General features: G+C 61.4%; 19 protein-coding genes. 16 read left to right on the plus strand and 3 right to left on the minus strand.

Features of this window, described 5'->3' with window-relative positions:
- Positions 1 to 7: 7 nt before the first annotated feature.
- On the plus strand, positions 8 to 682 hold the full coding sequence (locus tag V7756_RS00540; protein WP_335608212.1) for a DUF2931 family protein: 675 nt from the start codon (positions 8 to 10) through the stop codon (positions 680 to 682).
- A gap of 53 nt (positions 683 to 735) precedes the next feature.
- The gene (locus tag V7756_RS00545; RefSeq protein WP_335608630.1) at positions 736 to 1,377 is read left to right on the plus strand and encodes a DUF2931 family protein; all 642 of its coding nucleotides are present in this window, start codon (positions 736 to 738) and stop codon (positions 1,375 to 1,377) included.
- Between the two features lie 30 nt (positions 1,378 to 1,407).
- Here the strand turns inward: V7756_RS00545 and V7756_RS00550 are convergent, their stop codons facing one another.
- Together V7756_RS00550 and V7756_RS00555 are read right to left on the minus strand one after the other, a co-directional pair.
- Positions 1,408 to 2,334, minus strand: coding sequence for an alpha/beta hydrolase (locus tag V7756_RS00550; protein WP_335608213.1), 927 nt, complete (start codon positions 2,332 to 2,334; stop codon positions 1,408 to 1,410).
- A complete protein-coding gene (locus V7756_RS00555) occupies positions 2,318 to 3,793 on the minus strand; it encodes a flavin-containing monooxygenase (RefSeq protein ID WP_335608214.1) in 1,476 nt (491 codons plus the stop codon). Before V7756_RS00555 ends, V7756_RS00550 begins: the two co-directional genes overlap by 17 nt.
- 96 nt (positions 3,794 to 3,889) lie before the next feature.
- Here V7756_RS00555 and V7756_RS00560 point away from each other — a divergent pair, with 96 nt between their 5' ends.
- From V7756_RS00560 to V7756_RS00625, 14 genes are all read left to right on the plus strand, one after another.
- Positions 3,890 to 4,921, plus strand: coding sequence for an AraC family transcriptional regulator (locus V7756_RS00560; RefSeq protein ID WP_335608215.1), 1,032 nt, complete (start codon positions 3,890 to 3,892; stop codon positions 4,919 to 4,921).
- A gap of 137 nt (positions 4,922 to 5,058) precedes the next feature.
- Positions 5,059 to 6,237 (plus strand): acyl-CoA dehydrogenase family protein, encoded by a 1,179-nt coding sequence (locus V7756_RS00565; RefSeq protein WP_335608216.1) that lies wholly within the window; start codon positions 5,059 to 5,061, stop codon positions 6,235 to 6,237.
- A 19-nt stretch (positions 6,238 to 6,256) separates the two neighbouring features.
- Positions 6,257 to 7,399 carry an acyl-CoA dehydrogenase family protein gene (locus tag V7756_RS00570; RefSeq protein ID WP_335608217.1) on the plus strand — a complete coding sequence of 381 codons (1,143 nt, stop codon included), beginning with the start codon at positions 6,257 to 6,259 and terminating at the stop codon, positions 7,397 to 7,399.
- 247 nt (positions 7,400 to 7,646) lie between these two features.
- Positions 7,647 to 8,006 carry a CidA/LrgA family protein gene (locus tag V7756_RS00575; RefSeq protein ID WP_335608218.1) on the plus strand — a complete coding sequence of 120 codons (360 nt, stop codon included), beginning with the start codon at positions 7,647 to 7,649 and terminating at the stop codon, positions 8,004 to 8,006.
- Positions 8,006 to 8,725, plus strand: coding sequence for an LrgB family protein (locus V7756_RS00580; protein WP_335608219.1), 720 nt, complete (start codon positions 8,006 to 8,008; stop codon positions 8,723 to 8,725). The genes V7756_RS00575 and V7756_RS00580 overlap by 1 nt, the downstream gene beginning before the upstream one ends.
- 218 nt (positions 8,726 to 8,943) lie before the next feature.
- Complete coding sequence (locus tag V7756_RS00585) at positions 8,944 to 10,347, plus strand: cytochrome ubiquinol oxidase subunit I (protein WP_335608220.1); 1,404 nt, start codon at positions 8,944 to 8,946, stop codon at positions 10,345 to 10,347.
- Between the two features lie 2 nt (positions 10,348 to 10,349).
- Positions 10,350 to 11,357, plus strand: a complete 1,008-nt coding sequence (cydB, locus tag V7756_RS00590; RefSeq protein WP_335608221.1) for a cytochrome d ubiquinol oxidase subunit II — start codon at positions 10,350 to 10,352, stop codon at positions 11,355 to 11,357.
- Positions 11,341 to 13,017 carry a thiol reductant ABC exporter subunit CydD gene (cydD, locus tag V7756_RS00595; RefSeq protein ID WP_335608222.1) on the plus strand — a complete coding sequence of 559 codons (1,677 nt, stop codon included), beginning with the start codon at positions 11,341 to 11,343 and terminating at the stop codon, positions 13,015 to 13,017. The genes cydB (V7756_RS00590) and cydD (V7756_RS00595) overlap by 17 nt, the downstream gene beginning before the upstream one ends.
- Positions 13,010 to 14,677: a thiol reductant ABC exporter subunit CydC gene (cydC, locus tag V7756_RS00600; RefSeq protein ID WP_335608223.1), complete on the plus strand. Its 1,668-nt coding sequence runs from the start codon at positions 13,010 to 13,012 to the stop codon at positions 14,675 to 14,677. Before cydD (V7756_RS00595) ends, cydC begins: the two co-directional genes overlap by 8 nt.
- Positions 14,678 to 14,949: 272 nt before the next feature.
- Positions 14,950 to 16,506 carry a cytochrome ubiquinol oxidase subunit I gene (locus tag V7756_RS00605; RefSeq protein ID WP_335608224.1) on the plus strand — a complete coding sequence of 519 codons (1,557 nt, stop codon included), beginning with the start codon at positions 14,950 to 14,952 and terminating at the stop codon, positions 16,504 to 16,506.
- Positions 16,506 to 17,645, plus strand: coding sequence for a cytochrome d ubiquinol oxidase subunit II (gene cydB / locus V7756_RS00610; RefSeq protein WP_335608631.1), 1,140 nt, complete (start codon positions 16,506 to 16,508; stop codon positions 17,643 to 17,645). The genes V7756_RS00605 and cydB (V7756_RS00610) overlap by 1 nt, the downstream gene beginning before the upstream one ends.
- Before the next feature lie 10 nt (positions 17,646 to 17,655).
- Positions 17,656 to 17,769: a cytochrome bd-I oxidase subunit CydX gene (gene cydX, locus V7756_RS00615; RefSeq protein ID WP_335608225.1), complete on the plus strand. Its 114-nt coding sequence runs from the start codon at positions 17,656 to 17,658 to the stop codon at positions 17,767 to 17,769.
- Entirely contained in the window at positions 17,747 to 19,465 is a 1,719-nt protein-coding gene (gene cydD / locus V7756_RS00620) for a thiol reductant ABC exporter subunit CydD (protein WP_335608226.1), read from the plus strand. The genes cydX and cydD (V7756_RS00620) overlap by 23 nt, the downstream gene beginning before the upstream one ends.
- Positions 19,462 to 21,105, plus strand: coding sequence for an amino acid ABC transporter ATP-binding/permease protein (locus V7756_RS00625; protein WP_335608227.1), 1,644 nt, complete (start codon positions 19,462 to 19,464; stop codon positions 21,103 to 21,105). The genes cydD (V7756_RS00620) and V7756_RS00625 overlap by 4 nt, the downstream gene beginning before the upstream one ends.
- 6 nt (positions 21,106 to 21,111) lie before the next feature.
- On the opposite strand, the gene V7756_RS00630 is transcribed toward V7756_RS00625, so the two are convergent.
- Positions 21,112 to 24,396: a carboxyl transferase domain-containing protein gene (locus V7756_RS00630; RefSeq protein ID WP_335608228.1), complete on the minus strand. Its 3,285-nt coding sequence runs from the start codon at positions 24,394 to 24,396 to the stop codon at positions 21,112 to 21,114.
- Position 24,397 lies beyond the last annotated feature (1 nt).

Here is a 24,397-nt window from a genome sequence, read left to right on the forward strand (position 1 = left end):
GTTGTTGATGCTGTTTAGATTGCTTCTGGCGCTCGCGCTAATAACGGCCCAGAGCGGTTGCTCATTTGATGCTTACGCAAAGCGGCCTTCGGCACCAGACTTGCCTTACCGAAATTGGGAGATTGGACTTGTTGCACCGAACTACATGGAGGTTTGGGTTGAAAGCGTTGACGTAGTTGATCGGCGGGGATTTTCCTATGAGCAAGTACATGGAGGAACTTCGTCAATAACCAATCCTTCTGGTGACCGAGGTGATCCCGCGGGTTGGCCAGAGCGCCCTGGAGCGGGAAAGTCGCGTCCGATGACAGGCATAGACCTCCCAGACCGGATTTTTGTCCGCTGGCAATCGTTGGCTGAGCCGCAAACCTACAATGTTCGGATCAATATTCCGGAATGGGCTAGAAAAGAAATGGTTCTGCCTAAGGACGCCAATTGCGGATTTGATGGTAAGAATATTCTGGACTATCGAAAGGTGGTTACCGTTGGTCTGGCTCCAGGAGGGATTGCTAAAGTCTGGTTGAGCGGTGACTGTTCAGACCCCATAGAAATCGGCCGCTTCGAAGGCTCAATAAGTCTTGAAGGGCCGAGCCGCGGGCAAACCGAAGGGCGCTACGCGCTGCCATTGGATCCCGCCGCGCAGCACTACCTCGAGACCCACGAAATACCTTTTGATAGCTGGTAGTAATTGAGGTGCCGACAACGCGTTCGACCCATATTGCAATTTTACTGCTAGCCGTGTTGGCGCTGACCGCATGCTCTGGCGCAAGCAAGTCCCAACGTCCGGCTGCCCCTGAATTACCTTACCGAACGTGGGAGATTGGGCTATTGGCCCCTAATTACATGGAGGTGTGGGTAGAAAGCGTGGATGTACTGGATCAACGCGGCTTTGCTTATGAGCGGGTACATGGTGGTACGTCATCCATACAAAATCCGCCGGGAAACAAAGGAAACCCGCTCGGCTGGCCAGCTCGTCCCAGAGTAGGTGCAACCCGGCCGATGACAGGCATCGATTTACCCCAGTATATTTTTGTGCGCTGGCAGTCCCTAGTTGAGCCGCAAACCTATAACGTGCGTGTTGATATCCCTGAGTGGGCCCGAAAGGAGATGGTCACTCAACATTCTGCCTATTGCCGGTTTGACGGAAAGTATATTCAGGATTATCGAAAAGTAGTCACTATTGGGCTGGCACCCGGTGGAGTCGCTAAAGCTTGGCTACAGGGTGACTGTTCTGAGCATATGGACATCGGCCGCTTCGAGGCCGTAGTGGAGCCAAAAGGCCCCTATGGCGGCACATCAGGCGGCGAGTATTACCGCCCGCCCAGCGAGCGTGCGCAACACTACCTCGATACCCACGACATTCCATTCGACAGCTGGTAGCTGTTCCCCGCCGCTACGCTCGGTTCGTGCTCAATGCTGTCGGACGAAATCCACTACCCGCTGCAACGCCTCGTCGGACACCTTCAATAAACCGGTATGCGCCTGGAAAACATGCCAGAGCTGCTCATAGCGTTCCAGACGCACCTGGGCTCCTTGCGCGCGCGCCTTTTCGGCCAGACGCAGGCTGTCATTCAATAGCAACTCGTCCTCGCCCACCTGCAATAGCAGCCGTGGCAGGGTCGCCAGGTTGCCGTTCAAGGGTGAGACCGCCGGGTCGCTGCGATCCTGCCCCGGTTGGCAGTAGGCATCGCGGGCGAGGTCCATCCAGGCCGGATGAATCAGCGGGTCGCCGGCGGGCGGGTTATGCAGTTGCTCGCCGGCAAAGTCGGTGACGGGTGAAAAGCACACCAGCGAATCGGGTAGCGGCAGGCCCAACTCATGCAGGCGCAGGGCGGTCACCAGCACCAGATTGCCGCCAGCCGAGTCGCCGGCAAGCGTAATCTGATTTGGCTGATAACCTCGGGTCAGCAGGGCTTGGTAAGCGGCTATGCAATCGTCCCGCGCTGCCGGGCTGGGATAGGTCGGCGCCAGTCGGTAGTCCAGTGCGCAAAGGTCCCATTGGCCGAACTTGACCAGTGCCGAACACAGGGCGCGATGGGTGGCCGGGGAGCCCAGAATGAAGGCACCGCCATGCAGATACAGCAATACACGGCCGTCACCTCCGCTCTTGGGGCGATGCCAGAGGCAGGGGCGATAGGCGATCTGCTCGCGACGCCGGCTCACCCCGCTTGGTATCGGCATGGCGCTGGTCAATATGGCCAGGACCAGGCGCTGCAAACCAATGGGCACCGGTGGGCGGATAAGCCCGCGAAAGAAGATGCGCAGCATGCCGCGCAGGAAAGCACGCAGGCGCGGCTGGGCGGGGTCTTTGTAGCTCTGGTCAACGTACGCAGTCATAGTCGCTCAGCTCGGGTTTGCGGGTCTTGAAGCGGTAGACAAAGGTAAAGCCGGGCCAGTTGACCGTTTGCTTGCCTTCGGCCGTAAGGTACCAGCTGTTGCAGCCCTGTGCCCAAACAGTACGTTTGGCCTGTCGCTGCAGGTGCTGGTTGTAGCGGGACTGCGCCTGGGGTTGTACGTCGAGATAGCGCAGGCGGCGACGCTGCAAGGTCTGCAGGCACTGCACTACGTATCGGTACTGGCTTTCCAGCATGTAGATGATGGAGTTATGGCCCAGATTGGTATTGGGCCCGTAGAGCATGAAGAGGTTGGGGAAGCCGCTAACGGAAATGCCCTTGTAGGCTTCTGCTCCCTGCTGCCAGGCCTGGTTCAGATCCAGGCCGTGCAGTCCGGTGATCCGCATGGGCGCGAGAAACTCGGTGGCGGCAAAGCCGGTGCCGTAGATGATGACGTCGGCGGGGTGCACCTGGCCATCGCGGGTCTTTATGCCTTCGGGGACCACACAGTCGATGGCATCGGTCACCAGGCTGACCTTGTCCTGCGCCAACGCGGGGTAATAGTTATTGCTGATCAGAATGCGTTTGCACCCCATCGGGTAGTCGGGAGTCAGGGCCGCGCGCTTTTGCGGATCGCTGATGTGCTTGCGCATATGACTCAAGGCAGACTTTTCGGTCTGTTTGACCAGCGACGGAAAGTAGACAAACCCCAGCGCGCGGACTTCGTGTGTGCAGTATTGCCAGGCGCGGTCCAATTGGTGAAGCCAGCCAAAGCGCTGCAGGCGGGCGCGCTTTCTCGCGTCGTATTCGCAATCGTCCTTGGGTATCACATAGGGGGCGCTGCGCTGAAATAGCTCAAGGCGGGCTACCTGCGGCACTATCTGCGGCACAAACTGGATGGCTGAGGCGCCAGTGCCTATGACCGCTACGCGCTTGCCAGTCAGGTCGATATCGGACCGCCAGCGGGCGGAATGGAAGGCCGGCCCGGCAAAGCTGTCGATGCCCTCGAGGCTGGGCATCAATGGCCGATTGAGTTGGCCGCACGCGGTAATCAGTGCCCGGCAGCGCAACGTCTCGCCTGCGGCTGTGGTCAGTTGCCATACGCCGGTAGCGGCATCAAATTCGGCGTTGCTCAGTTCGCAGCCCAGCCGCAGTCGCGTCTGCAGGTGGTATTTGCGCACGCAGTGTTGGATGTAACTGTGGATTTCCGGCTGGCGCGCGTATTTGTGCGGCCAGTCCGTGCGCGGCTCAAAGGAGTAGGAGTAGAGATGCGAGGGCACATCGCAGCCGGCGCCCGGGTAGTGGTTGTCGCGCCAGGTGCCACCCACCTCTTCGGCCTTTTCGATGATCAGGTAGTCGCTGATGCCAGCCTGGTCCAGTTGAATGGCCATGCCGATCCCGCCAAAGCCGCTGCCGACGATGATGGCGCTGAGCACCTGCGCTGATGCGTTTGGGTTATCCATTGTTGTTGTTCTCCTGTATCTGCTGGCATCTTAGCCCTTGCCCCACGCCAAGTTTATGGCATAGTCGGTCATCAAATTGTGATTTTCGGACAGCGCATGCAACTTTCACCCTGGCCTACCCTTCGGCGTATCACCAGCGTGCAACTTCTGACGCAACTCGGCACCGACAAGGGGCTCTCGCTGGATCAGTGTCTGCAGCAAACCGGGTTGACAGTGCTGGCGCTGGCCAACCCTCAGCAGGACATTCTGGCCAGTCAGGAACTACAGGTTATCGCCAATCTGCTGCAGGCGCTGCCGAACCAGTCGGCATTGGGTTTGGAAGCCGGAAGGCGTTATCAGTTGGCCCACTATGGCATCTGGGGCTACGCGCTGCTCAGCAGCAGTAATCTGCGCGAGGCGCTGCAGCTGGGCTTGCGCTACCTGGATCTGACCTTCGCCTTCAGCCGCATAGTGCTGCACACCGAGGGCGCTCGGGAATATCTTGAGCTTGATGCGAGCGCGGTACCCGCGCCGCTGCGCCAGTTCGTATTGCTGCGTGATTGTGCAGCCATAGCGCTGATTCAGCAGGAGTTGACTGGCCAGTCTGCGCCCTTTGCTGCGGTACAGTTAACGCAGCCCTCGCCTGACGCTGCCGAGCATGGTCTGTACCAGCAAGCGCTCGGTTGCCTGCCAGACTTCGGTCTGCCGCAGAGTCGGATCGAGCTGAACCCGCAGTTGCTCGATCTGCCGCTGGCCGGGGGTAACGCCAGCACGGTAAAGCTTTGTGAAATGCAGTGCCGGCAGATGTTGCAGCGTCATCGCGGCCGCGCCGGGCTGGCAGGGCAGGTACGTGAGCTATTGCTGAGCCAGCCAGGCCAGGTGCCTAGCATGCCGCAGCTCGCCAGCCGCTTGCACATGAGTGAGCGCACCCTGCGCCGTCGGCTGGCCAGCGAGCAGATCAGCTTTCGGCAATTGCTGGATGAAAGCCGGCAGGCACTGGCCGAAGAGCTACTGGCAATAGAGGGTTTGTCGCTGGAGGCGGTGGCCCTGCGTTTGGGCTACGGCGAATTATCCAATTTCATTCATGCCTTCAAGCGCTGGAAAGGCGTGCCGCCGCGGCGCTTTCGCTCATTGCGGGCGTCGGTCTGAGCATCGCCGCGCAGGCACGCCATCAGTCACACTGATAAGTCCTCATTCCGCCGACCAAAGGCGGCTCACCACGACCGCTGCGCGGAGTATCTTTGGGGGCTGAGCTGTATTCACCTGTCGAACAATAGGAGTTTGCCGTGGCTGATCTACACGCGTTCCGTCAAGAAACCCGCGCCTGGCTGGAAGAAAATTGCCCCCAGAGCATGCGTAAACCCATGACCAGCGAAGCTGACCAATGCTGGGGTGGGCGCAATTTCACCTTTGCCAGCGAAGACCAGAAGCTCTGGCTGGAGCGCATGGCCGCCAAGGGCTGGACCGCTCCCGACTGGCCCACCGAATACGGTGGCGGCGGCCTGTCGCAGGAAGAGCACAAGGTGCTGCGCGAGGAACTGGCGCGCATCAGTGCCCGCCCAGCACTGTCCAGTTTTGGCGTGTGGATGATCGGTCCGGCGATCCTCAAGTTTGGCTCCGAAGAGCTCAAGCGCCAGCACCTGCCGCCCATCGTGCGCGGCGAAATTCGCTGGTGCCAGGGCTACAGCGAGCCGGGCGCCGGTTCCGATCTGGCCGGGCTGCAGACCCGTGCGGTCGATGAGGGCGATCACTTTATCGTCAATGGCCAGAAGATCTGGACCTCCTATGCCGACAAGGCCGACTGGATGTTCTGTCTGGTGCGCACCAACCCGGAGGCCAAGAAGCAGCTGGGTATCAGCCTGGTGCTGTTCGACATGACTACCCCTGGCGTCAGCACGCGGCCGATCAAGCTGATTTCCGGCAACTCGCCGTTTTGCGAGTCCTTCCTGGACGACGTGCGGGTCGAGAAGAATCAGGTGGTGGGCGAGATCAACGCCGGTTGGACCATCGCCAAGTACCTGCTGACCCACGAGCGCGAAATGATTGGCGGTATGGGCCGCACAGCGGCAGGTCAGAAGACCCTGTCACAGGTGGCGGTGGAATGCGTCGGACTGGACGGCGGCAAGCTGGCAGACGATATCCTGCGCGGCGAACTGGTCCGCTGGGATCTGGATTCGGCTGCCTTTGCGCTGACTGCAGAGCGGGTACTGGATGAAGCCAAGGCCGGGCAGGGTGTAGGTGCGGCCTCAGCCATGCTCAAGTACTACGGCACCGAACTGAACAAGCGCCGGCAGGAACTGCTGGTGGCGCTGCATGGCAGTGATGGTCTGGTGTGGGAAGGGGAGGCGCACCGCGGTGGCGCGATCCCGCGTAACTGGCTGCGCTCCAAGGGCAACTCCATCGAGGGTGGCACCACCGAGGTTCAGCTCAACGTCATCTCCCGCAACATTCTCGGGCTCCAGTAACCGGTTAGAGGACCACGTCATGTCAGCATTGGTATTGAACGAAGAACAACAGATGCTCAAGGATGCGGCCACCCGCTTCATGAGCGAAAGCGCGCCGGTGAGCCAGTTGCGCGCCTTGCGTGACAACAACGATGAAACCGGCTTTTCCCGCGAGTTGTGGCAGAGCATGGTCGAGATGGGTTTTGTCGGCACCCTGATTCCCGAAGCCCTGGGTGGCTCGCAGTTTGGCTACGTGGGCATGGGCCAGGTTTCCGAGCAGGCCGGTCGCAATCTCAGTGCCTCGCCGCTGCTGTCTACCGCGGTGGGCGGTGTGGCCGCGCTGATGCTGGCCGGCTCCAGCGCGCAGCAGGAGGCTCTGCTGCCCAAGGTGGCCGCCGGTGAACTGCTGCTGGCGCTGGCAGTGGATGAAGCCCCACGGCATAACCCGGCGCAGGTCGGCACCCGCCTGGAAGCCAAGGGCGACGCTTATGTGCTCTCGGGGCGCAAGCAGTTTGTGGTCGACGGCCATGTGGCCGACAAATTGATCGTCTCCGCGCGCAGCACTGGTGCAGAGAACGAGCGTGAAGGTATCAGCCTGGTGCTGGTCGACCGCACCGCTGCCGGCGTCAGCGTCGAGCGCGTGAGCATGGCCGACAGCCGCAATGCAGCGCTGGTCACGTTCGACCAGGCGCAGGTTGCTGCTGACGACCTGCTGGGCCAACCGGGCCAGGGCTTTGCTGCGCTGGAGCTGACGCTGGACGTAGTCAATGGCCAACTGGCTGCGGAGCTATTGGGCATTTCTCTGGAATCCTTCGCGCGCACCGTGGCCTACCTGCAGGAGCGCAAGCAGTTCGGCGTCACCATCGGCTCCTTTCAGGCGCTGCAGCATCGCTGTGCACACCTGTTCAGCGAGATCGAGCTGGTGAAATCCGCGGTTCTCAAGGCGCTGATGGCCTTGGATGCCGGCGCTGAAGACGCCGCTCAACTGGTTAGCCTGGCCAAGGCCAAGGCCTGCGAAGTCGCCGAGCTGGCGACCAACGAAGGGGTGCAGATGCACGGTGGCATGGGCATGACCGATGAGTTTGATATCGGCCTGTTCATGAAGCGCGCGCGCTGCGTGCAGGCGCTGTTTGGCGACTATCGCTATCACGCCAACCGTTTCGCGCAGCTGCGGGGTTATTGAGGCAACAGGTTACCTGCCGCTGCAGCTAACGCTCGCCGGCTGGTCAAAGCTGGCATGGCTGCCAGGCGCCCGCGTGCATCCGAGTACGCGGGCGCTTCTATTTTTGGTCAGACCAATTTATTGGTAGCAGTCGCGGCCTTGGGCAGCCTGCATCTCGCTTCTTTACCAATTGCTACCATCGCAGGGCTAGGCACCTTGCGTCTGACTGTTTAACCTTGAGCGTTCTGTTTGAGCAAAGGGCGCGATCATGTTGTTACGCGGAATGACCTGGCTGATTTTCTTTCAGCTGTTGGGCACCTGGTTGAATGTATTGCTGCTGCCGATCCTGCCCGGGCCGATTATCGGTATGGTGCTGATGGTGATTTATCTTTGCCTGCGTGGTGAGGTCAGCGAATCGATCAGCCTGGCTGCTGGCGGTCTGCTCAAGTACCTGCCCTTGATTCTGGTGCCGCCAGCCGTGGGCATCATGGTCTATGGCGCCGAGATAGCAGCCGATGCCAGTGCCATTATGCTTACTCTGGTTATCTCTCTGGCCGTCAGCCTGCCGCTGTGCGGGTGGCTGATGCAGCGCCTGATTCGCGCCCAGCAAGGCAGCGAGGAATCCTGATGGGGAGTTTTGCGCAAGCCTGGCAGGCGGTCGCCCATCATCCCTTGTTCTGGGTCGGTATGACCCTGGCGGCGTATCAGTTGGGGTTGGCGCTGTACGAGCGCACGCGCCTGGCGTTGTTTCACCCGGTGCTGGTTTCCACCCTGGTGCTGGTCTTGCTGCTGCTGGCCGCCGGAGAAGACTATGCACGGTATCGCGAAGCGGTGATGCCGCTGCTGGTGTTGCTGGGGCCGGCCACCGTGGCGCTGGCGGTGCCGCTGTATCTGAACCTGCGACGAATCCGCAATTTCTTCTGGCCGGTGGTGATTTGTCTGCTGGTGGGCGGCGGCTTTGCTACGCTGATAACAGTGTTGCTGGCCTGGCTGCTGGACGCCGAGCCGATGATCATGATGACCCTGGCGCCAAAGTCGGTTACCTCGCCGATTGCCATGCTGGTGGCCGAGCAGATCGGGGGGGTGGCAGCGCTGGCAGCGGTATTCGTGATGTTCACCGGTGTACTCGGTGCCATCTTCGGACCCTGGCTGTTGCGATTGTGCAAGGTGGACCACCCTGCGGCATGGGGCATGGCGATGGGCATGACCGCGCATGCGGTGGGTACCTCCCGTGCGCTGGAAGAGGGCGAGGAGGCGGGCGCCTTTGCCGCGTTGTCGATGAGTCTGATGGGCATGGCAACCGCACTTTTATTACCGCTGGCCGTCTCTTTATGGGCCATGCTCTAGCCGAGCAGGCTCTGCGCGGCAATCCTGGGGCGCGCGCTATGCAGCGGCCTTTGGCTGGCCTGCGGCAAATGGTCAGATGCCAGGTGTAGCAAGACTCAGGCACACTGGGCTGTGGAACGATTCAGGCGGTAGCAGGGTCACAGCCAAAGACCCTATAGCTGACCGCAAGCTGTCTACCGGTAACCGGTATCACCTTTTTCCAAGAAGGAATAGCGCGCATGGAATTGGATCCTCTCCTGCTGTCACGCATCCAGTTTGCCTTTGTGGTGTCGTTTCACGCGATCTTTCCGGTGTTCAGTATTGGTCTTGCGTCCTTTATTGCCTTTCTGGAGATGCTGTCCTTCAAAACCGGTAACGCCGTGTGGGAGCGCCTGTCCAAGTTCTGGGTCCAGGTGTTTGCGGTGGTCTTCGGGATGGGCGTGGTGTCGGGCATTGTCATGTCCTTCCAGTTCGGCACCAACTGGAGCAACTACTCCTACGCGGCGGCGAACTTTCTCGGCCCGATGCTCAGCTACGAAGTGATTACCGCCTTCTTCCTCGAGGCGGCCTTTCTTGGCGTGCTGCTGTTTGGCCGCAATCGGGTGCCCAAGGGGCTGCATCTGTTTGCTGCCTGCATGGTGGCGTTGGGCACCATGATCTCCACCTTCTGGATTCTTTCCGCCAACAGCTGGATGCATACCCCTGCGGGCGTTGAACTGCGCGACGGCGTGTTTTTTGTAACCTCCTGGAGTGAGGCTATCTTCAACCCGTCGTTCCCCTATCGGCTGGCGCACATGGTCTTGGCCTCCTTCCTGACCGGTTCCTTCGTGGTCTCCGGGGTAAGCGCCTGGTACTTGTTGCGCGGGCGCGAGGTGGAGGTCAATCGCAAGGCGCTGTCGATGTGCCTGTGGTTGATTCTGATTCTGGCGCCTACCCAGGCGGTGGTGGGCGACTTTCACGGCTTGAATACGCTGGAGCACCAGCCGACCAAGGTCGCTGCCATGGAAGGTAACTGGGAGACGGCTTCGGGCGTTCCTCTATTGCTGTTCGCATGGCCTGACCGGGAAAGCCAGAGCAACCTGTTTGAAGTGGGTATTCCCAATGTGGCCAGTCTGATTCTCACGCACGAGTTCGAGGGCGAAGTACCCGGGCTCAAGGACGTGCCGGTAGCCGAGCAGCCGCCGGTGCCGTTTGTGTTCTGGGGGTTTCGTATCATGGTCGGGTTGGGTTTATTGATGATTGCGACGGGTTTTACCGGTTTGCTGTTGCGCCGCAAGCAGCGTTACTGGCAAACCCCCTGGTTCTTGCAAACATTGCGATTGATGAGCGTAACGCCCTTTATCGCAGTGCTGGCAGGCTGGGTCGTGACTGAAACCGGTCGCGCGCCCTGGCTGGTGTACGGCCTGATGACGCACGCCGAGGGGGTGACGCCGTCGCTTACCGGCGGCATGGCGCTGTTCACCCTGCTGGGTTACATCACGGTCTACGCGATGATTTTCAGCGCAGGCCTGTATTACCTGATGCGGGTATTGCAGGACGGGCTTGAAGTCGACGCCTTGCATGGCGAGGAGGACGATGACGTGCACCGGCCGGCACGTCCGCTGTCGGGAAGCGACGTGACATTCGAGCACAAGGGGGCCTGAGCATGGAATCGGAAATCTTTGACCTGTCGATGATCTGGGCCATGATCATTGCCTTTGCGGTGATCATGTATGTATTGATGGACGGCTTCGATCTGGGTGTGGGCATGCTCTTCCCCTTTGCGCCGGATGAAGATGCCCGTGACGTGATGATGAACTCGGTCGCGCCAGTGTGGGACGGCAACGAAACCTGGCTGGTACTGGGCGGAGCAGGTTTGCTGGGCGCCTTCCCGCTGGTCTATTCCATCCTCTTGCCGGCGCTGTATATCGGCGTATTTCTGATGCTTGCCGGCTTGATCTTCCGCGGTGTGGCATTCGAGTTTCGCTTCAAGGCGAAAACCTCCCGCTACCTGTGGAACTGGGCTTTTGCCGGAGGCTCTTATCTCGCCGCCTTCGCCCAGGGCGTGGTGGTTGGCAGCTACGTACAGGGTTACGAGACCGAAGGCTTGGCCTATGCCGGCGGCCCCTTTGATTGGCTGACGCCCTTTACGGTGATGACAGGCATTGGCCTGATGGCGGGTTACGGCCTGCTCGGTAGCACCTGGCTGATCATGAAGTCCGAAGGCTATATTCAGCAGTGGGCCTACCGGGTGGCACCCTGGATGCTGGCGGCAGTGCTGGCGGTATTCGGCATCATCAGTATCTGGACGCCCTCGGTTGACCCTAGCGCATTCGAGCGCTGGTTCGCGACTGTACGCTGGATCTGGATCTTCCCGGCGCTGGCACTGTTCTTTGCCTATCAGATCTGGAGCGGGCTGCGTAAACGCAAGGAGGTGGTGCCCTTCCTGGCGACCATGGCGATGTTCTTCTCGACCTATTTCGCCCTGTTGTGGACCCGTTGGCCCTATGTGATTCCGCCCAACTTCACGCTCTGGGATGCCGCTTCGGCGCCGGGTTCACAGCTGTTTCTGCTGCTCGGCATGCTCTTTGTGATTCCGATCATCCTGGCCTACACCGCCTGGACCTACTGGGTATTCCGCGGCAAGGTCCGCGTGGGTGAAGGCTATCACTGAGCCCGCGCGCCGCAGCCGGCTCTGGTTGCGGCAGCAAGGGCTGGGCGTCAAGACCTGGCTGCGGGCTGCGGTATTCGCGGGGCTTTTACATACCCTGAGCGTGATTGTGCAGATGGCCCTGATCGCCTGGCTGGTGCAGGCTGTGCTGGTGGCGCAGCTTCCTTACGCTGAATTGCTCTGGCCGGGTGCGGCCCTGCTGTTGGCAATAGGGTTTCGCGCGCTGGCGCAGGCAGCGCAGGAGCGTTGCGGCCAGCACGCCAGTGTGCGGGTGCGCCAGAACGTGCGCGAACAGGTCGCCATGCGCTGGGCAGTACTTGGTCCGGTGCGCATGGCCGTCCGTTCCAGTGCGGCCCTGACCAACCAGTGGGTCGAGCAGGTGGAAGCGCTGGACGGCTATTACGCACGTTATCTGCCGCAGCAATGGTTGGCGCTACTCTCTCCCTTGATGATTCTGCTCCTGGTGTTCTGGCTCGATTGGCTGGCTGCGGTGTTTCTGCTCGTCTCAGCGCCGCTGATTCCGCTGTTCATGGCGCTGGTGGGTATGAGCGCCGAGAAGGTCAGCCAGCAACATGTGCTCGAGGCTGGGCGGTTGGCTGGGCACTTTCTCGACCGGGTACGCAATCTCACCAGCCTGCAGCTGTTCGGACAGGTCGCGGCGGCAACCCTGTCGGTAGAGCAGGCCGCTGAACGCTATCGCGCCGTGACCATGCGCACCCTGCGCATCGCCTTCCTTTCCTCTGCGGTGCTGGAGTTTTTTTCCTCTGTGGCCATCGCGGTCGTCGCCATGTATATCGGTTTTGGCCTGCTGGGCTATATCGATTACGGCCCGGCGCCGCAGTTGACGCTGTTCAGCGGGCTGCTGATCCTGCTGCTGGCGCCGGAGTTCTTTCAGCCGCTGCGCACTATGGCGCAGTCATACCATGACCGCGCCGCGGCGCTGGCGGCAGCGGATGTGATGGCTGAACTGCAATCAGCCGAAGCTGGCTCTGTGCAAGACGAGGATCGCATTGCTGGCGACCCCCACGGCATAAGCATAGAGCGCCTGGCGCTGGACTATCCCGGCCGCGGGCGAGTGCTGCATGACCTTTCCCTGACTGTTGCGCGGGGCGCGGTAGTGGCCATAACCGGGCCCTCTGGCTCGGGCAAATCCAGCCTGTTGCATTGTCTGGCGGGCTTTGTGCCCGTGAGTGAGGGAAGCATCCATATTTTTGCTCGGCAACCCGGCCAACAGCCGATTGCCTGGCTCGGGCAGCGACCATGGCTGGTGCATGGGAGCTGGGCAGAGAACCTGCGCCTGACTGCGCCGCAGGCCGAACATGATGCCATGCTGCAAGCGATAGAGGCGGTAGGGCTCGGCGCTTTGCTGGCAGCGCAGCCGCAAGGGCTGAATACCCCCTTGGGCGAGGGCGGACGGGGGCTGTCTGGCGGACAGGCGCAGCGGCTGGCGCTGGCTCGGGTATGGCTGTCGAAGGCAGAACTGGTGCTGCTGGACGAGCCAACGGCCAGCCTGGATGCACACAGCGAGGCGGAGGTGATAACCGCGCTGCGCGCCCTGGCCGATAGCGGCAAGACCCTGATTGTCGCCACCCATCATCCGGCGGTGTTGGCGCTGGCCGACCATCGCTGCCTGCTTGAGCAGGGGAGGCTGGTGCATGTCTGAGCTGCGCCCCTGGCTCCGACTGATCCTGCAGCGCCGCGCGCGTTTGGTACTGGGTGCGCTGCTGTTGGCGCTCACGCTGTTCAGCGCCATAGGTCTGCTGGCGCTGTCCGGCTGGTTCATTACCGCCACCGGGCTCACGGCGTTGTTGTGGGCGGCCGGGCAGAAGGTGATGTTTGATGTCTACGTGCCTGGTGGCGGCATTCGCTTTTTTGCGCTCACCCGGACCGTGGCGCGCTATACCGAGCGGGTGTTCAACCACAACACGGTGTTGAGCTTGCTGGCCGATTTGCGGGGGCGCCATTTTGCGGCCCTGGCAACGCTGGATGGCGCCACACTGGGTCGCCTGCGTGCGGCGCAGTGGCTCAATCGGCTGACCGCCGATATCGATACCCTGGATACCCTTTACCTGCGCCTGCTGGCGCCGCCGCTGGTGGCCTTGCTGGGCATAATGCTGGTGTGTGCGCTGATCGCCTTCTTCCAGCTGTCGCTGGCCTTGCTGCTCGGCGCGCTCCTGCTGACACTGTTGCTGAGTCTGACCCTGGGCATGGCGCTGCTGGGGCTGCATTACAGTTCGCGCCGGGTGCAGCAGCTGGATGACCTGCGAGTGAGCGCCGTGCAGCAGCTGCAGGGCCTGGCGGAGCTGAGCGCCGCCGGCACCTTGGAGTGGCAGCGCCAGCAGCTGCTCGAGGCCAGTCAGCAGATGCTCGATGATCAACTGGCGCTGCAGGGGCGTATCGCTATGGGCCAGGCAATGGCCACCCTGGGTGTCAGTGGCAGCGTGCTGGTGGGCCTGTTCGGTGCGCTGCACGCCTACACCGCCGGACTGCTCTCTGGCCCGGTGGCGGTGATGATCGCGCTGGCCCTGATGGCCTTGGGCGAAGGCTTTGCCGGTTTGCCGGCGGCTTTTGCGCATGTTGGTGGCACGCGCGCTGCAGCGGCGCGTCTGAACCAGCAAGTGGCAATGAGCAGTGCATTGCTGGAGCCGGCGCAGCCGGCGGCCATCCCTAAGGATTTGACGCTACGCTGGCAGGGCGTGACAGTGCAACACGCTGGTCTGTACGGGCTGGATTTGCGCTTGCCAATGGGTGAACGCCTGGCCCTGGTCGGACGTTCCGGTTGTGGCAAGTCGACGCTGGCGGCACTGGCCGCACGTCTGCTCGATCCGGATGCGGGGGTGATGCGCGCTGGCGATGTTGCATTGAGCGAGCTGCCTCTGCTGCAATGGCGTGCCCAACTGGGCTATCTCACGCAGCAGACTGAACTGCTGCACGATAGCATCGCCGCCAACCTGCTGTTGGGCAACCCGGCAGCGACCGACCAGCAGCTCTGGCAGGTACTCGAAATGGTCGATCTGAATAAGTTGGTCAAGGCACTGCCGGCCGGGTTGAACACCTGGGTCGGCGAGTCGGGCAAACAGTTTTCCGGCGGTGAAGGGCGCCGGCTGGCCTTGGCCCGGGTGTTGTTGAAGAACGCACCGCTGGTAATTCTGGATGAGCCTTTCAATGGACTGGATGCCGCCACGCGGGAGCGTATTTGCGCCCGCATAGAGCCCTGGCTGACTGAGCGCACGGTGCTGTTGCTGGGGCACGATGCGGCGCAACTGCCCAGGGCGAATCGGGTTGTTCAATTGGACGGCGGGGCTATTATCCCCTGCGCATGACTCTTCTCTGCCGTGCCACAGCTGCACGCCGCTGCGACGCCTTGCCGCAGCCGCACTAGTACAGTGTTGACGTACGTCAACCTGCCATCATCCCGCTCCTTATATCCTTGAAGCGCACTCAGGCTTGCCCAATGCTTCAGGGGCGCCTCGCCGGCAGGTGATGCATCAGTCCTCTCTATCTGGCTTCGTACTTCTACCGTACGGGGCCAGGCGAGCGCAGCCAAGGGTGTAAATGATTTTCCCGTTCTTCCACGCTGCTACGGAGCATGCAGATGGACATTGTTGATCTTTCCAGAATGCAGTTTGCCCTGACTGCCATGATTCACTTTCTGTTTGTACCGCTCACGCTTGGGATGGCTTTTCTATTGGCCATCATGGAGTCGGTCTACGTGATGACCGGCAAAACCATCTACCGCGACATGACTCAGTTCTGGGGCAAGTTGTTTGGTATCAACTTCGCCCTCGGCGTCACCACCGGCTTGGCAATGGAATTCCAGTTCGGTACCAACTGGGCCTATTACTCCCACTATGTCGGCGATATTTTTGGCGCCCCGCTGGCGATTGAAGCGCTGATGGCCTTCTTTCTGGAGTCTACGCTTTTTGGTCTGTTCTTCTTTGGCTGGGAGCGCATGAGCAAGGTCAAGCATCTGGCTGTGACCTGGCTGATGGCGATCGCAACCAATCTCTCTGCGCTATGGATTCTGATCGCCAACGGCTGGATGCAATACCCGATTGGCTCCGAGTTCAATATTGAAACCATGCGCATGGAAATGACCAGCTTCACTGAGGTGCTTTTGAACCCGGTCGCGCAGGTCAAGTTTGTACATACCGTTTCAGCTGGCTATGTCACCGGCGCTGTTTTCATGCTGGCCATTTCCAGCTGGTATCTGCTCAAGGGACGTGATATGCCGTTTGCCCGCCGCAGTTTTGCCATTGCATCGGCCTTTGGTTTGGCCGGCGTACTGTCGGTCATCGTTCTGGGTGACGAATCTGGCTATGAGGTCGGTGAGGTGCAGCAAGTGAAGCTGGCCGCAATCGAGGCGGAGTGGGAAACCCAGGAAGCACCTGCGGCCTTCACCCTCTTTGGCTTGCCCAACGAAGAGGCGCAGCACACCGATTATGCCGTCAAGATTCCTGCGGTACTGGGCTTGATTGCTACGCGTTCGCTGGACGAACAGGTACCCGGCCTGCGTGAGATCAAGGAGAACAACCTGAAGCGAATCGTACGTGGGCAGCAAGCCTACGATTTGATGCAGCGTATTCGTGCCGGCGACAAATCCGCAACCACGCTGGTGGCCTTCAACGCGGTGCGCGATGACCTCGGGTTCGGTCTGCTGCTCAGTGGCTATACCGACGATGTGCTAAACGCCAGTCCGGAAGAGATTGCGGCGACAGTGGAGGCCACCGTGCCCAAGGTGTGGCCCCTGTTCTGGAGTTTTCGTGTGATGGTCGGCTGCGGGATGCTGATGTTGCTGCTATTTGCCTGCGCCTTCTGGCATAGCGCACGGCGCACGCCGGACAAGCCCAAGTGGCTGCTCAAATTCGCCATATTCAGCCTGCCGCTGCCCTGGGTCGCCTGTGAAACCGGCTGGTTTGTTGCCGAGTACGGGCGCCAGCCATGGGCCATAGGTGAAATTCTGCCAACCCATTTGGCAGTGTCGAGCCTCTCAGTCAGCGAGGTGTGGTTCACGCTTGTTTCCATTGCAGTGTTGTACAGCATCTTCGTGATTATCGAGGTATGGCTGATGACCAAATATGCACGCAAGGGCCCATCCAGCCTGCATACCGGTCGCTATGACCTGGAAACCACCCCTGTACAGGAGGCTTGATCATGGATTATGAAGCGCTGCGGTTTATCTGGTGGTTGCTGATTGGTGTGCTGCTGATTGGCTTCTCGGTCACCGACGGGTTTGATATGGGCGTGGCGTCGCTGCTCAAGGTCGTGGGCAAGAGCAACGACGAGCGCCGCGTAATGATTAACACCATAGCCCCACACTGGGATGGCAACCAGGTCTGGCTGGTGACGGCTGGCGGCGCGCTCTTCGCCGCCTGGCCGCCGGTCTATGCCGCCTCGTTCAGTGGCTTTTATCTGGCCATGATGCTGACGCTATTTGCACTCTTCTTGCGCCCGCTGGCGCTGGAGTATCGCTCCAAGATCGACAATGAGCAGTGGCGTAGCCGCTGGGACTGGCTATTGACGCTGGGCTCTGCTGTGCCAGCGCTGATCTTTGGCGTCGCCTTTGGCAATCTGTTGCAGGGCGTGCCCTTTCAGTTCGATAACCTGTTGCGACTGGATTACACCGGCAACCTGCTGGGCTTGCTCAACCCCTTTGCATTGCTGGCCGGCGTACTCAGCCTGCTGATGTTCGTCAATCATGGCGCAGCCTATCTGCAACTCAAGAGCGAAGGGCAGATCAAGGCGCGCAGCGAGCGCATTGCCAGTCTGCTGTCGCTGACTTGCGCCGTACTCTTCGTACTTGGCGGCGTCTGGCTGTGGTTGGGGGTTGATGGTTACCAGTTGGTCAGTGTGATTGACACCAACGGCGCCAACCATACAACCGACAAGGTAGTGGAGGTGGTAGCGGGTGGCTGGTTCCATAACTACGGTAAGCAACCCTTGCTGTGGCTGGTGCCGGCGTCGGGGGCCATCTGCTTCGTATTGTGCGCGCTGTTCAGCCGGTTGGCCTGGCACGTGTCGGCCTTTGTCAGCTCGGCGATGGCGATGGCGATGGTGCTGGTTACCACTGGCATCAGCATGTTCCCCTTCGTTATGCCGTCATCCTTGATGCCTAATCACAGTTTGACCATGTGGGATGCCACCGCCAGTGAAACCACGCTGTCGATCATGTTTGTGGTGGCCTGTGTGTTTGTGCCGCTGATTCTGGCCTACACCGCCTGGGGTTATTTCGTGATGCGCGGTCGCCTCAATGAGCAGCAAATTCGTGACAACACTCACAGCATGTATTGAGGAGAACGCAATGTGGTATTTCGCTTGGATTCTGGGTGTGCTGCTGGCGTCTTCCTTCGCCATCGTCAATGCGATGTGGTTGGAACTCAACGGCTACGTGGGTGAAGAAGATCAGAGCGACTGAGGCCTTTCGCGGCGGCGTTCAGCACTGGCTGCGTCAGGTGCTGGCGCCGCACAAGCCACTGCTGAACGCTGCGCTGATATTGGCCTATCTCGCCGCCTTGCTGCTGGTCTGGCAAAGCTGGTTGCTGGCGCTCTTGTTTGCCGATTGGCTGGTGGTCTGGCAGCAGCACGGCGCGGTCGCGCTGGATGTAACTCTATTGCGCGATCTGCTGCCCTGGTTGCTGCTGTGTCTGCTGCTGCGCCCGCTGTTGCAGTATGGCCGCGAACGGCTCTGTCAGCAGGCCAGCCTGCGAGCGCGCAGCGGACTGCGTGACCAGTTGTTGGCACAGTTGGCCGCGCTGGGGCCAGGAAGGCAGGCGCTGGGCGCCGATGCTGTGTTGGGTAGTCGCCTGCTGGAGCAGGTTGATGCGCTGGATGGTTATATCAGCCGCTATCACGTGCAGCGCTATCTGGTGGTGTTGGTGCCGCTCACGCTGCTGCTCTGCATTTTCTATTACAGCCCACTGGCTGGCATCCTGATGCTGGTTACGGCACCGCTGGTGCCGCTTTTTATGGTTCTGCTGGGTAAGGCGGCCGCCGCTGCCAGCCAGAAGCAGTTTGTTGCCCTGGCGCGTATGAGTGGCCGCTTTATGGATTTGTTGCGTGGCTTGAAGACGCTTCAGCATCTGCAGGCGGTACCGCAAGCCGAGGCTGAGGTGGCCCGGGCGGCCGAGCACTACCGTGCCGGCACCATGGGCGTGCTGCGTATCGCCTTTTTGTCTGGCGCGGTACTGGAGTTTTTCTCAGCGCTGGCTATCGCGCTGGTGGCGCTTTACCTGGGCCTCGGTCTGTTGGGAATACTGCCCTGGGCCAAGGGTAGTATTCCGGTGCCTTACCAGGGCGCCTTGTTCATTCTGCTGTTGGCGCCCGAGTTTTATAACCCGTTGCGTCAGTTGGGCTCGGACTATCACGCCAAGGCCGAAGCCGAGGCCGCACTGAGTGAGCTAATGCCGCTGCTGGAGTTGCAGGTTTGGCAGCATCCGGGGCAGCAGCCGTTGCAGTTGAGTGCGGCGCCGTCATTGGCTTTTCACCAGCTCGACATAGCCCAGCGCCTGGCACCCTTCAACTTGCAGCTGGCTGCGGGGGAGCGAGTAGTGCTGCAGGGTGCCAGCGGCAGTGGCAAGTCCAGCCTGCTGCAGGCTGTGCTCGGTTTTCTACCCTACGGTGGTGAGATTCGCATCAATCAGCAATCGCTGTTGACTCTGCGGCGCGCAGATTGGCATCAACAGCTCGGCTTCCTGTCACAGCAGCCACAACTCCTGCACGGCAATCTGGCAGACAATCTGCGTCTGGCGGCCCCCGAAGCCAGCGATGCGCAATTGGTCGCGGTACTGGATCAGGTCGCCCTTTGGCCGCTTATCCGCCAGCTACCCTTGCAGCTGCAAACGCCCCTGGGTGAGCGTGGGCTGGGGTTGTCGGGTGGTCAGCTGAGCAGATTGGCACTGGCGCAGCTGTTGCTGCGTGACACACCGGTCTGGCTGCTGGATGAACCTACGGCGCACCTTGATCCGCAAACAGCTGCGCATATCAACGCGTTGCTGGAGCGCCTCAGTCAGGGGCGCACTGTGCTGTTGGTCAGTCATGAACTGGCTGGCCTGGAGTGGGTGGACCGGGTCGTCAGTCTGGATGCGCCCAGCGTAACGCAGGTGACAGCATGAATCTGAAACTGAACTCGATACGGCTGCGCGGCTTGTTGCGTAGTCGTATGGGTGAGTGGAATCTGGCGCTGTTTCTGGGGGGCTGCACCCTGTTTGCTGCCATCTCGTTGCTGGCAATATCCGGCTGGTTTATCAGCGCGGCGGCACTGGCGGGTTTGACCACTACAGCGGCTTACGGCTTTGACTATTTTCGGCCGGCGGCACTGATTCGTCTTTGCGCCATTGTGCGCACTGGTGGACGCTACGCCGAGCGGCTGGCATCGCACCACGCAGCACTCGGCTTGCTAAAGGATTTGCGCATCAGCCTGTTCGCCCGTGTCGCGGGACGCGGTCACAGCTCAGTGACCCGCTCCAGCAGCGCTATGCATCGTCTGGTAGCGGATATTGATCTGCTCGACTTCTTTCCCCTGCGGGTGGTCGCGCCCTGGTTTTGGGCGTCGCTGTTAACCGCGGTGTTGCTGGGTGGCTGTTATCTATTGGCGCCTTTGCTGGCGTTGACTGCGCTGCCGGGTGTGCTGCTGGCCTGGTTGCTGTTGCCCTTGCTGGCGGGGCGGCACGCTGCTCGACTGGCACGGGCCGACGTCGGGCTCGCCGAGCAGCGGCGCATTCTGTTGCTGGATAATCTGCAGATGCTGACCCCGCTGCTGCTTTGGCAGCGTTGGTCGGCACGTCAGGCGGTGTTTGCTGGTGAAGATCAGCGCTTCAGCGCGCAGCGCCTGCGACAGCAGCAATGGGTCAGCCTGATTGCTGCGGGGCAACAGCTTGGCTTGTCCTTGAGTTTGTTGGGTATGCTCTGGCAGGGCGGCTTGCTGGTGCAGGCTGGCGAACTTAGTTTGCCTTTGCTGTTGGCGGCGGTGCTGGGGCTGTTGGGCTTGACGGAGGTTCTGTTGCCGCTGGCGCAGAGTTTTATTGCATTGGGGTTGAGCCAGGCCGCGCGCGACCGACTGAACCAGTTGACCAGCGAGCCGGCAAAGCAGACAGAGCAGGGTGCGGCGGCACTGACCGAGTTGTGCAGCTTGAGTCTGAGTGGTCTGAGCGCACGGCACGAGGGAGCGCTGAGCGGTCCGCAGCAGGTTGATCTGCAGCTGAAGGCGGGCGACGTACTATTGCTGAGCGGCCCCTCCGGTTGCGGCAAATCTACCCTGCTGGAAGTACTGGCCGGCGAACCGCCGGCCTATAGTGGCGAGCGCTTGTTGAACGGTAAGGCATACGAGCACTGGCAATGGCGCTCAGTGATTGGTTATCTGCCGCAGCAGCTGGACATTTTTGATATGACCTTGGCTGAAAACCTGCGGTTGGGCCAGCCAATGGCTACAGAGCAGCAGCTCTGGGCATTGTTGGAGGATGTTGCGCTGGCGGATTGGGCGCGTGCTCGGCCAGCACAATTGGATACCACGTTGGGCGAGTACGGAGCGCAGGTCTCCGGTGGCCAGGCGCGGCGTATCGCATTGGCGCGACTGCTACTGGCGCAGCGCCCGGTGTTGTTGCTCGATGAACCCTTTGCCGGCCTGGATGCCGTGACCCGCGAGCAGGTCTTGGCCGCGCTGTTGCGGCGCCAGGCGAGCGGCATGCTGGTGATTGTCAGCCATCAGCCGCTGGAGCTGGAACAGGCTCAGCGGCTGCAGCTGACGATGAACTAAGCCGGACTACCAGGTATCCACGAACGGTCGAGTGCCTTTGCAGCGTGATTCGGCGGGCGCGGCGTTCAGGCCGCGCAGCAGCCAGTCACGCGTCTCCAGCGGGTCAATTACCGCATCAATCTCTAGGAAGCTGGCCATGCTGATGCCCTTGCCGCGGGCATACAGCTCGGCCACCATCTTGTCGAAAAACGCCTGCTGCTCAGCCGGGTCCTCCAGCGCTGCCAACTCCTTGGCGTAACCCAGCCGCACTGCACCCTCCAGACCCATGGCACCAAACTCGCTGCTCGGCCAGCCGATGGTAAACAGCGGCGCGTGGAAACTGCCGGCGGCCATGGCCTGCGCGCCCAGGCCGTAGCCCTTGCGCAGTACCACGGTGAAGAAGGGAATGCTCAGGCTGGCGGCGGTGACGAACATGCGCGAGACATGGCGCACAGTCGCCTGCTGCTCTGCGTCCGGGCCGACCATGAAGCCGGGGGTGTCGCACAGCGAGACCATCGGCAGCCCGTGCGCCTGGCACAGCTGCATGAAGCGTGCAGCCTTGTCGCCGGCCGCCGCATCAATGGCGCCGCCCAGGTGCATGGGGTTGTTGGCGATCAGGCCAAAGGCCTTGCCTTCGATGCGAATCAGCGCGGTGATCAACCCGGGCGCAAACTGGCGACGCAGCTCCAGCACCGAGCCGGCATCGGCCAGCTTCTCGATCACCTGGCGGATGTCGTACACCCGCAGGCGGTTCTCAGGGATCAGATGACGCAGTTCGCGCTGGTCGACGCATTCCCATACGGGCAGGTCGCCCTGGAAGTAGGAGAGGTACTGCTTGGCCACCTGCGTGGCGGCCGCCTCGTCCGGCACCACCACGTCGATTACGCCGTTGGGGCCTTGCATGCTGACCGGGCCCACCTGCTCGGGCGTGAAGCGGCCCAGGCCCCCACCCTCGATCATCGCCGGGCCGGCCATGCCGATGGTGGCGTTCTCGGTGGCGATGATCACATCACAGCACCCGAGCAGTGCGGCGTTGCCGGCAAAGCAGCGCCCGGAGACCACACCCACGGTTGGCACCATGCCGGACAGGCGCGCCATGCGCATGAACGTGGTGCAATCCAGGCCAGCCACGCCGACCTTGTCGATATCGCCGGGCCGGCCGCCACCGCCCTCGGTGAAGAACACCAGCGGCAGCTGCCATTGCTCGGCCAGCTCCAGCATCCGATCGGTTTTCTTGTGGTTGGTCACGCCTTGGGTGCCGGCGAATACCGTGTAGTCGTAGGACAGGGCCATGCAGCGTGCGGCCTCGGCGCCAAACTGCGCGGCGTTGATGGTGCCAATGCCGGTAATCAGGCCATCGGCGGGGCTCATTTCCAGCAGCTCGGCATGGGTCCGACGTGTGCGCTGGGCGGCCAGGGCAAAACCGCCGTATTCCATGAAGCTGCCATCGTCGAGCAGATCGGCAAGGTTCTCCCGCGCGGTGCGTTGGCCGGTCTTACGGCGTTTGGCCACTGCAGTGGGTCGGCGTTCGTCGGTCAGGTCGGCTTGGCGCTCCAGCACTTCGCGCAGGTCGGCACGAATGTGTTCCAGGTCGATGGTCTCTTCGCTCAGTTGCTGATCGCTGGCAACCTCCGCCGGTTCAAGGTAGAGCAGGGCGCTACCCTCGAACAGGCTGGCGCCGGGTTCGACCGCGAGTGCGCGAACGATGCCGCTCTGTGCGGCCCTGACCACAAACTCCATTTTCATGGCTTCAAGGACTGCGACCTGCTGGCCGGCGGCTACCGCGTCGCCGGGCTGCACATCCAGGCTGACCAGCACACCCTGGACTGGTGCGGTCACAGCTTCAGTGCCTGGCGGGGCGTCGGTTTGTGAGGTCTGCTCGGCCCCGGCGTTGTTGGCGATGCTGAAGTAGCGGTGCGGATGGTCGGTGCCGGAGGCGTTATTCAACTGGGCGGCATAGCTTTCGATAAAACCGGTGCTCACATCGTTGGCCGTTACGGCGGCATGCTGCAACAGATTCTGTAGAAATTGCAGGTTGCTGGTCACGCCTTCGAGGCGGAACTCGCAGAGCGCGCGATAGGCACGGCGCAGTACGCCGGCGTAGCTGTCGTTGGCGTGCACGATCAGTTTGGCGATCAGCGAGTCGAAGCGCGGGCTTGTGGTGTAGCCACTGTAGCCGTAACCGTCTACCCGCACACCGGGGCCGCTGGGTGGCTCGTACGCACTCAGGGTACCGCCAGCGGGGCGCGCGCTGCCGTCATTGTCCATGCTTTCTAGGTTGATGCGCAGCTGCACGGCAAAGCCCTTGGCGGCCGGAATCTGCGCCTGTTGTAGCCCGAGCTCGGCAAGGCTGGCGCCGGCAGCAAGACGAATCTGGGTTTGCGCCAGGTCGATGCCGGTCACCGCTTCGGTAACCGTATGCTCGACCTGGATGCGCGGGTTGGCTTCCATGAACACGAAGTCGCCGGCGTCTTCGTCCAGCAAAAACTCAACCGTACACAGGCCGCGATAGCCAACCGCCTGAGTCAGGGTCCTGGCGGCGCTTAGCAATTGCTTACGAATGCCGGCGTCGAGCGAGGGGGCGGGGGCGATTTCCAGCAGCTTCTGGTTACGCCGTTGCAGGGTGCAGTCGCGCTCCCACAGGTGGCTGACTGCCGTGCCATCGCCGATGATCTGTACCTCGATGTGCCGGGCGCGAGTGATCAGGCGCTCGATGTAGAGCGCGTCGTTGCCGAAGGCGCTTTTCGCCTCGGAGCTGCAACGTGTGAAGGCGTCGTCCAGCTCGCTCAGGTTGCGCACCGCACGCATACCGCGACCGCCTCCGCCGGCCAGCGCCTTGAGCATGACGGCTGCGCCGCCGCCCAAAGACAGCATGAACTCGCGGGCCTGCTCCAGCGTGGTCGGCTCATTGGTACCCTGCACCAGGGGCACGCCCTGCTGCAGCGCCAGCCGCCGCGCGCTGGCCTTGTCACCAAAGGTTTCCAGTACCTCTGGCGCGGGGCCAATGAAGGTGATACCGGCAGCCTGGCAGCGGCGGGCGAACTCGGCATTTTCACTGAGAAAACCGTAGCCGGGATGGATGGCATCGCAGCCCTGCGCCTGGGCGATGCCTACCAGTTGGTCCATATCCAGATAGGCTGCTGCGCCCTGGCCTTGTAGCGCTATGGCCTGATCGGCGCGACGCACATGCAGTGACGCGGCATCGTCTTCGGCATAGACCGCGACGCTGGTGATGTCCATTTCCGCCAGGGCGCGGGCAAGACGAATGGCGATTTCGCCGCGGTTGGCGATCAGTACGCTGTTGAAAGGCATG

The organism is Halopseudomonas sp., assembly GCF_036961105.1.
In the GTDB taxonomy this organism is placed as follows: domain Bacteria; phylum Pseudomonadota; class Gammaproteobacteria; order Pseudomonadales; family Pseudomonadaceae; genus Halopseudomonas.

Excerpts from the sequence above, each read along its gene's own strand:
- V7756_RS00560 (WP_335608215.1), top strand. The coding sequence starts at position 3,890 with ATGCAACTTTCACCCTGGCCTACCCTTCGGCGTATCACCAGCGTGCAA.
- V7756_RS00605 (WP_335608224.1), top strand. The coding sequence starts at position 14,950 with ATGGACATTGTTGATCTTTCCAGAATGCAGTTTGCCCTGACTGCCATG.
- V7756_RS00570 (WP_335608217.1), top strand. The coding sequence starts at position 6,257 with ATGTCAGCATTGGTATTGAACGAAGAACAACAGATGCTCAAGGATGCG.
- V7756_RS00540 (WP_335608212.1), top strand. The coding sequence starts at position 8 with ATGCTGTTTAGATTGCTTCTGGCGCTCGCGCTAATAACGGCCCAGAGC.
- V7756_RS00585 (WP_335608220.1), top strand. The coding sequence starts at position 8,944 with ATGGAATTGGATCCTCTCCTGCTGTCACGCATCCAGTTTGCCTTTGTG.
- V7756_RS00625 (WP_335608227.1), top strand. The coding sequence starts at position 19,462 with ATGAATCTGAAACTGAACTCGATACGGCTGCGCGGCTTGTTGCGTAGT.
- V7756_RS00555 (WP_335608214.1), bottom strand. The coding sequence starts at position 3,793 with ATGGATAACCCAAACGCATCAGCGCAGGTGCTCAGCGCCATCATCGTC.
- cydX (WP_335608225.1), top strand. The coding sequence starts at position 17,656 with ATGTGGTATTTCGCTTGGATTCTGGGTGTGCTGCTGGCGTCTTCCTTC.
- V7756_RS00630 (WP_335608228.1), bottom strand. The coding sequence starts at position 24,396 with ATGCCTTTCAACAGCGTACTGATCGCCAACCGCGGCGAAATCGCCATT.
- V7756_RS00580 (WP_335608219.1), top strand. The coding sequence starts at position 8,006 with ATGGGGAGTTTTGCGCAAGCCTGGCAGGCGGTCGCCCATCATCCCTTG.
- V7756_RS00575 (WP_335608218.1), top strand. The coding sequence starts at position 7,647 with ATGTTGTTACGCGGAATGACCTGGCTGATTTTCTTTCAGCTGTTGGGC.
- V7756_RS00550 (WP_335608213.1), bottom strand. The coding sequence starts at position 2,334 with ATGACTGCGTACGTTGACCAGAGCTACAAAGACCCCGCCCAGCCGCGC.
- cydB (WP_335608221.1), top strand. The coding sequence starts at position 10,350 with ATGGAATCGGAAATCTTTGACCTGTCGATGATCTGGGCCATGATCATT.
- cydC (WP_335608223.1), top strand. The coding sequence starts at position 13,010 with ATGTCTGAGCTGCGCCCCTGGCTCCGACTGATCCTGCAGCGCCGCGCG.